The following is a 6,629-nucleotide window of genomic DNA, read 5'->3' as shown; positions in this document are numbered from 1 at the left end:
TTGAGAATCCCACCCTCACCAACGGTGTGGGCTTGCGGCTTTAGCCGTGGGAGTGTCAAATACGAAGTGGATTACGAGAAACGCGAAGAGATCGAGCAAACGTTAAAGCGTATTCTGATCGAGCTAACTGTTGAAGGAGAACGCGTCATGGCGCTCGATTGGAATCATCAAGGGTATTGGATCGACCCAAGACGTCCGTTTCTTCGCAATGAAGAAGGAGACTGGATGATTCTAGCAGTTCCAGATGGCGATTACTCCTTTTTCATCGCTCGTGATTTTCGCTGGGATATCTCGGTCACCCGTGGGAGGGTAGCATCACGTTGTTTGGAGAAGACATGATCTCTGCGTTTCAAAGAACGGAGAGTTTTTCGAATGAAATCCGAAGAGGATAAAAGAAGGACCGGAAGTGAGAACACCATACGACGAGTATCACGGAACCGCATTATGGCAGGTCATCTCGGAGACAATCAATGAATTAGTCGACAATGATGATCTTGAAGAACGGACGACGCATGAACATATCGTGGGCTATCTTTGTAGCAAACTAGAAGGTCGGATGAAAAATGAAAAATAAGAATGGAATGCTGGTTGAACGAGACGAGTGGATCGATGTGTTCCGGGAACTGCTACCACGCGACGATTGGCAAGACCTCGTCCGTCTTCAAGTAAGTCAGCATTCGTATCCGGTTGAAGTAAAGTTTCTGGAACGACCACTCAAGCAGAATCCGAACATCGGTGATTTTTCGGATTGGACGGTCCGATCTCACATGATTATGACCGACGACTCACAGCTTGAAAGATTTCTCGAACACCTTGTCATCGAACAGCAGGAAATGGCGACTGAAGCAGAAGTGACGCTCATTATCCAAAAACAAGGAAAAGGAATCGTCCGAGTCACGAACGATTGTGTCTCGATGTATGGAGTCGCGTATGAGGAGCTCGATAATGCAGGGACAGAATATGAGAAATTTTTCGATGCGATTTTACCGCATGCCACGTTTCCGGTCGAGGTCGTTTTTTGTGGTCGGGATGTTTTAGAAAATGATGATTCGATTCATGTGATGACGTTGCACGATTCCAATTGGCAAGCGGTGTTGGAAGAACATGTATTGCATTTGCTGAATCGCAAGGAAGTGACGTCAGGATTATTTTCGAAAGATGCACGTCCCGCACGGCAAACGCTTGAGGACTTCATGTCTGAATTCTCGTTATTGATGCCCTATAACTTCATCGTGATCCGCGATGCAACAAATCGATTTGGCATGCTCGATCACTTTTGTACGAATGGAAAGATCGCGCATTTTGGGAAAATGGATGATCGAAAGACGTTTTTCAACTAACGATGGAAACATCATACATAAGGAGGAAGCACAATGAGCTTAGCGTCATATATTTGTATGGAGAGACAAATTCCTGAACAGTATCTCAATTTAGATGAAAAAGATGAAACTGTTCCTTTATATATCGGTCCCTGTTTTGCGGATGAAGACTGTCTGTATGAAGTGAAAACGAAGCATTTTCATAAATGGTATGTATATGAAATTTCGAGTCACTGGGGCATCGAGATCGTTGAACCTTTTGATTCCGAAATTGCACTGGAATCGAAAGAAAAGTTGCGTTATTTGTTTACGTTCATGAATGAGTTCTTAGACGAGGGTGAATCGTTCGAATTGTATACCTGTTGGATTGGGGACGAGTCCGATCCGCAAGTGAAAAGTATGACACTATCTTTGGAACTTGATCAGTTAGAAGACATTGAGATTCCTGAAAGAACGCATATTTTGATCACGAAACAGAGTAAAAACTAAAAAGCCGCTGATCCACAGCGGCTTCGATTTAAGTGGTTCACTCTTGTGCATAGACGATGTCTGCGATGGCATGGACCTGAGCAAGCGTCATCTCGGAATAGAATTCTATCGACAAAGGATGATCCGTCGGCTCGAGTTCAAAGAAAGGAAGTTGACCGGTTCCTTCATCATGGACCATCACTTTTAAGTTGACGGTATCCGGGTAAGCGGGTAGATCGCTTGAAAACCAGCCGAACATCGGCTCCTCGATGCGAGGACGTTTCTTCTCGATGAAGCGAGCGAAGTTTTCAGGGCTCAGGCTCACCCATGTAATCCACCAGAAGGGTTCGTCTTGTCCAGCAATCGGGAGTTCAAGAATGCCCTTCACGAAATAATGTGGACCGTCCAGTTCTAAGACACACCACGTATCATGCATCTCGCTTTTCGTTTCTTGCTCTTTCTCAGACATTTGTTCGTAGTAGACCGGTCCGAGTGTTTCATATTCAGTCGGGAGTTCGTCGTGGCGTTCTCCACAGATGGCGCAAGGCAGAAGTTTTTTCATTGGAATCACCTCTAAGTTGAGTTATGTATGTCTCGTTGTCGAACGTTAGAAGAGAGCATACTTGTAGTGTAACACCCGTTGGTAGAGAATCCTGATGGAGACCGTGACAATCCAGCGAAAGTGAGGGGATTAACGTGCAGATTTACATTGAAGAACATCAAAATCATGCGAAGACGATTAAAGAATATCATCTGACACTAAAAGGACAAGACCGAATCGAATCCATTTTTTCATTCGAATATTATAATGATGACTCAAAGGAAGATGAAGTCATTTCGGACGAAGAAGTGTTAACCCAATTATTCACACGGTTGAATCGTTTTCCAATCTATCTCTCCTTTGGATTCCATGAACTGACGGATTTAGAAAAAGAAGATTTGCTGTCTACGGTTAAGCACAAACAATTACTGTATACAGAGACCTCAATCACTAAGCGTGAAAGATATATGACCGTCGAAGTGAATCAACCGACTGACTTATTGCAAATACTAGCGAAGACCATTTCAGTGGCTAGGAACAACGGCTACTATTTGATTGCTTTCACTGATGTATTGAAGTTTGAAACGAGGAGAGTAAGACGGTGGCTGATCAAAAAAGAGAGAGTAGTGCCAGTAATCGATATGACAAAACCGACGACATTTTTTAAAACCGGCTTTGATTTCGAGAATGTGCTGATCTTCTCGAATGAAACAGATTTCGATGCGTTAAAAAAAATAGAAGCACTGTTTCCAGAAGATGAAATCGAGCGGTAATAAAGTGATTGAGAGAGGAGTGGAATCGTGTTGGATGTCTATTTTGAGAAGCATGTGGATCACGCACAAGTGTTCAAAGACAGATACTTGTACGTTGATCGACCGGAACGTATCGATTTCATCTATTCGATGGGATGTCTACCGGATATGGAAACTAAAAGCGACTATCAAGGCGATTCAAACCGAGTCTTGAAACAATTTTTGACGCGTTTCAATCGGTTCCCGATTTTCGTCACGTTCGGTGGAGGTTTTACGGACGAGGAGGTCGAGCCGTACTTTCAAAAGCACAATCTATCGTATACAAAGGTTCGACCAAACAAGAACCTATACTATCACGTTCAAGTGCATGACGCGACCGAACTGGAGTTATTGCTAGATGAGACCTATTGGTATGGGGCTGTGAACGAAGACTTTTTTATATCGTTTACGAATCTCCTGACGTTTGAGCGGAGAATGGCCAAAGGATGGTTTTTCAAAAAAGAACATACCGTGCCCGTCATTCGTGTGAAAAAAGAGATGTCGTTCATCACGATGGAACATGATTTCATGGGCTATTATCTGTTTTCGAATGAAGCTTGTTTTAATACCGAAGACAAGGTGAAAGCAATCTTTCCTGACGACGGTACCATTGAATTCTATTGATGAAAAAAGCAGTTGGATGATGTAGATGGATCAAACAAGTGCGCGGAGGGATTTCTATGTTATACATCGATCTCGAAGAACATACGAATCATGCAAAAGTGATCAAAGACCGTTATCTCGATATTGATCAACCAGGTGCTATTAAGTCGATTTATTCGATGGGATGTCTTCCGAATGACGAGGAACGAGACTATCAACATGACTCCAATGAAGTACTCAAGCATTTTTTGACGCGTCTGAATCGCTTTCCAATATTCGTCACGTTCGGTGGTGGTTTTACCAATGAAGAAGTGGAACCGTTTTTTCAGAAGGAAAATCTGTTCTACACAAAGATTCAACCAGATAAGAGCAGTCTTTTTTATAGCGTTCAAGTGAACGATGCTAGCGAACTTGAGCGTCTGCTGGACGAAACGTATTGGTATGCGGCTGTGAACGATTTTTACTTCCTATCGTTTACGAATCTCCTGACGTTTGAACGGAAAATAGTCAAAGGGTGGTTTTTCGAAAAAGAAAGTATCGTTCCCGTCATCCATGCGACGGAAGAGATGTCATTCATCACGATGGAGCATGATTTCATGGGCTACTATCTGTTTTCGAATGAAGCTTGTTTTGATAGTGAGGACAAAGTAAAAGCGTTTCTTCCTAAAGGAGATGGCATTGACTATTATGAATGACATCCGGACGGGTGATATAAGGGAGGACGATCATGTTTGGGATTAGTACGGATTTAAAAGAAGTGCCAGAAAACGAAAAAGAGATTCTCCTATTTCCAAGTCACGTCCAACCCTTTTTAAGAGAAGAATTCGCAAGTACCTCCAATCGTTGCGATCTCTTAATTAATCTCGATCCTTACGGCGATAAGTTGTTTAGAGCGAGAGAAGTGAACGAGTTGATTGGAATTTGTGAGCTGCTTATTCAACGCTATTGCACACCGAAGGAAGCGTGGATGATGAATCAAGCGAATCATTATGCGAGTGAGCCGTGGATGATACATCAGTCAGATAAACGAATCATGGAACTACATCAATTTTTAGAATTGTTGAAGCGGATGTGAATCGCGTCCATCGATCAGAATACGTTGGTTTGTTTTTGGGGAGACTGATTGATTGAATGTTGAAGAATATATAAAAATTGGAGTTTTGAAAAGTGAGAAAAAAGTTAAAGATAACGGGAATCATAGCAGGTGTAAGTCTTTCGATATATGTCGTGTGGACGATCTACCGACTATTTTTCTTGGTTGATATCAATGTTGTACCAAAAGAAGAGTATATCTCAAAAAGTAGCTCGCCCGATCAGGCGTACACGATTCGCTTTTACCGCGCAAATGGTGGCGCGACGGTGGATTATGCGATGCTCGGCATTATGGAGAACAAGGACGGAGAAAAGCGCAGAATGTACTGGGAGTATCCTTGTCGCGAAATAAAAGAAGTGAAGTGGACGAAGGATACGGTGACGATCAATGGCACTAAGATCAAGATATGGAGTCAAGTGTATGACTTCAGAGAGGGAGTATACGAAGCAGACTAAGAGGAACATGAGGATGATGATATGCATTTAGCAAATTTTGGCGTACGACCACGTGACGTAGTTGTTAGAAACCAAGCATGGATGAAAGACGATATTTATCGATTGCTTGGTTTCTTCAACAAATAGCGAGGTGGTGGACCGAAAGATTGCTCCGCTTCGAAATACGCCAATTCGCCTGGAATACAAGAAATGATCGAGGCGAATCCAAAGCCGATGGCGTGTTCGAGTGCCTCACGGAGAGGTAACGTTTTCCCGCTAATCAGCTCGTTTTCTGATAGACAATAGCACGTATCCGGTGCACCATATTGTTTCAACAAATCATATGTATCGTCTGGCCATGAATTAGGTGTTTTAATTTCAATCAAATAATCATTCTTCAGCATGCTTAAATACCGGTGATCTAACCGCTGAAGCGCCATATCTCGTTTTTTGGGCGTGAACAATTCATGTAGAACGCGCTCTTGAACGCGCTTGACAAAAAATGATTGGACGAGAACTCTTTCTTGTTCTTTATCCATGTTTTCATTTCCTTTCTACTCAATTTAGCGAATCAAATCCATTACATACACTCATTGAATTCATTTTACATAAAAAGGAGCCAATTTATGAGCTACCTATCTGCGGGATATTATCTTATTCTGCCAACTCCTCGAAAAGAATACATGGACAAGGCGGTTGTTCCTGAGTCCGTTCTATCCGTAAGTGAATGCATCTGTACACACTATCCTGACATCAGTATCTTATGGGGAAACTCGGAATTAAAGAAAGACCGTTATATGGAGCAACTTGGTCTCTCACTTACCACCTTTCAGATACTCGAACAATGGATAGAAGAACATCGGAAGACAGGAGATATGTTGTTTCCTCAAGTGTTCTCTAACTCAAATGCTGCGCAAACGTTCGTAGATCGTTTTTTGAATCATCTTCCTGACATACGTATCATCAGCATCGGTTTGCCTGAACAGTATAAAGTGGATTTTCTTGAAGATGTAGCGGCTTTTAGTAGTCAAAACCCTGAACCTTATGGAGTAGAAAAAATGGTATCACAACATATCAGCCCTGACACAGACGGTGCCAAAAAAATCGGGTACGAAGTGTTAGGATTTGATTCGGGATTATTTCATTCGTATTTGTGTAACGGACTGGAACGCGATTTCGATCATCAATTAAACACTTCATTAAACAGCCATGGTTTAATCCATACGTTCGAAAAAGCGGATCGTTACTCAGACTATTGTAATGAATTAGGCGAGGCGACAGAAGAAGTCTTATGGCTGCCATGGGCGATTTTTGAATATGAACGCAGCAATTAAAAGTAAAGATGCTGCTAATCAAGTAACAATCTTTAGCGTAATGGAT

12 protein-coding genes are annotated in these 6,629 nt (G+C 42.3%); 10 read left to right on the top strand and 2 right to left on the bottom strand.

Annotation, left to right across the window (positions count from 1 at the left end; genetic code table 11):
• The 4 genes from B3G15_RS15830 to B3G15_RS15815 form a co-directional block, all read left to right on the top strand.
• A partial coding sequence (locus B3G15_RS15830; RefSeq protein WP_290722318.1) for a DUF2716 domain-containing protein occupies positions 1-339 on the top strand: 339 nt, incomplete at its 5' end.
• 67 nt (positions 340-406) lie between these two features.
• Entirely contained in the window at positions 407-574 is a 168-nt protein-coding gene (locus tag B3G15_RS15825) for a hypothetical protein (RefSeq protein WP_290722317.1), read from the top strand.
• A complete protein-coding gene (locus B3G15_RS15820; protein WP_290722315.1) occupies positions 564-1,340 on the top strand; it encodes a hypothetical protein in 777 nt (258 codons plus the stop codon). The genes B3G15_RS15825 and B3G15_RS15820 overlap by 11 nt, the downstream gene beginning before the upstream one ends.
• Before the next feature lie 33 nt (positions 1,341-1,373).
• Positions 1,374-1,808, top strand: a complete 435-nt coding sequence (locus tag B3G15_RS15815) for a hypothetical protein (RefSeq protein WP_290722313.1) — start codon at positions 1,374-1,376, stop codon at positions 1,806-1,808.
• 37 nt (positions 1,809-1,845) lie between these two features.
• Here the strand turns inward: B3G15_RS15815 and B3G15_RS15810 are convergent, their stop codons facing one another.
• Positions 1,846-2,349, bottom strand: coding sequence for a DUF2199 domain-containing protein (locus B3G15_RS15810; RefSeq protein ID WP_023468059.1), 504 nt, complete (start codon positions 2,347-2,349; stop codon positions 1,846-1,848).
• A 134-nt stretch (positions 2,350-2,483) separates the two neighbouring features.
• Here B3G15_RS15810 and B3G15_RS15805 point away from each other — a divergent pair, with 134 nt between their 5' ends.
• From B3G15_RS15805 to B3G15_RS15785, 5 genes are all read left to right on the top strand, one after another.
• A complete protein-coding gene (locus B3G15_RS15805; protein WP_290722312.1) occupies positions 2,484-3,101 on the top strand; it encodes a hypothetical protein in 618 nt (205 codons plus the stop codon).
• A 27-nt stretch (positions 3,102-3,128) separates the two neighbouring features.
• Complete coding sequence (locus tag B3G15_RS15800; RefSeq protein WP_290722310.1) at positions 3,129-3,743, top strand: hypothetical protein; 615 nt, start codon at positions 3,129-3,131, stop codon at positions 3,741-3,743.
• 56 nt (positions 3,744-3,799) lie between these two features.
• Positions 3,800-4,417: a hypothetical protein gene (locus tag B3G15_RS15795; RefSeq protein ID WP_290722308.1), complete on the top strand. Its 618-nt coding sequence runs from the start codon at positions 3,800-3,802 to the stop codon at positions 4,415-4,417.
• Between the two features lie 32 nt (positions 4,418-4,449).
• Positions 4,450-4,797, top strand: a complete 348-nt coding sequence (locus B3G15_RS15790; RefSeq protein ID WP_290722307.1) for a hypothetical protein — start codon at positions 4,450-4,452, stop codon at positions 4,795-4,797.
• A gap of 92 nt (positions 4,798-4,889) precedes the next feature.
• Positions 4,890-5,270: a DUF5412 family protein gene (locus B3G15_RS15785; protein ID WP_290722306.1), complete on the top strand. Its 381-nt coding sequence runs from the start codon at positions 4,890-4,892 to the stop codon at positions 5,268-5,270.
• 95 nt (positions 5,271-5,365) lie between these two features.
• Here the strand turns inward: B3G15_RS15785 and B3G15_RS15780 are convergent, their stop codons facing one another.
• Complete coding sequence (locus B3G15_RS15780; RefSeq protein ID WP_290722305.1) at positions 5,366-5,788, bottom strand: hypothetical protein; 423 nt, start codon at positions 5,786-5,788, stop codon at positions 5,366-5,368.
• 87 nt (positions 5,789-5,875) lie between these two features.
• Here B3G15_RS15780 and B3G15_RS15775 point away from each other — a divergent pair, with 87 nt between their 5' ends.
• Positions 5,876-6,583 (top strand): hypothetical protein, encoded by a 708-nt coding sequence (locus tag B3G15_RS15775; RefSeq protein ID WP_290722303.1) that lies wholly within the window; start codon positions 5,876-5,878, stop codon positions 6,581-6,583.
• Positions 6,584-6,629: the final 46 nt, after the last annotated feature.

Origin of the sequence: Exiguobacterium sp. UBA1053, assembly GCF_002316465.1 — a bacterium.
Taxonomy (GTDB): Bacteria; Bacillota; Bacilli; order Exiguobacteriales; family Exiguobacteriaceae; genus Exiguobacterium_A; species Exiguobacterium_A abrahamii.
This window is presented reverse-complemented; position numbering and strand designations above follow the sequence as displayed.

What these genes read in the sequence shown, in the direction of transcription:
- B3G15_RS15820 (WP_290722315.1), top strand. Translation starts at nt 564, where the DNA reads ATGAAAAATAAGAATGGAATGCTGGTTGAACGAGACGAGTGGATCGAT.
- B3G15_RS15815 (WP_290722313.1), top strand. Translation starts at nt 1,374, where the DNA reads ATGAGCTTAGCGTCATATATTTGTATGGAGAGACAAATTCCTGAACAG.
- B3G15_RS15810 (WP_023468059.1), bottom strand. Translation starts at nt 2,349, where the DNA reads ATGAAAAAACTTCTGCCTTGCGCCATCTGTGGAGAACGCCACGACGAA.
- B3G15_RS15795 (WP_290722308.1), top strand. Translation starts at nt 3,800, where the DNA reads ATGTTATACATCGATCTCGAAGAACATACGAATCATGCAAAAGTGATC.
- B3G15_RS15790 (WP_290722307.1), top strand. Translation starts at nt 4,450, where the DNA reads ATGTTTGGGATTAGTACGGATTTAAAAGAAGTGCCAGAAAACGAAAAA.
- B3G15_RS15780 (WP_290722305.1), bottom strand. Translation starts at nt 5,788, where the DNA reads ATGGATAAAGAACAAGAAAGAGTTCTCGTCCAATCATTTTTTGTCAAG.
- B3G15_RS15775 (WP_290722303.1), top strand. Translation starts at nt 5,876, where the DNA reads ATGAGCTACCTATCTGCGGGATATTATCTTATTCTGCCAACTCCTCGA.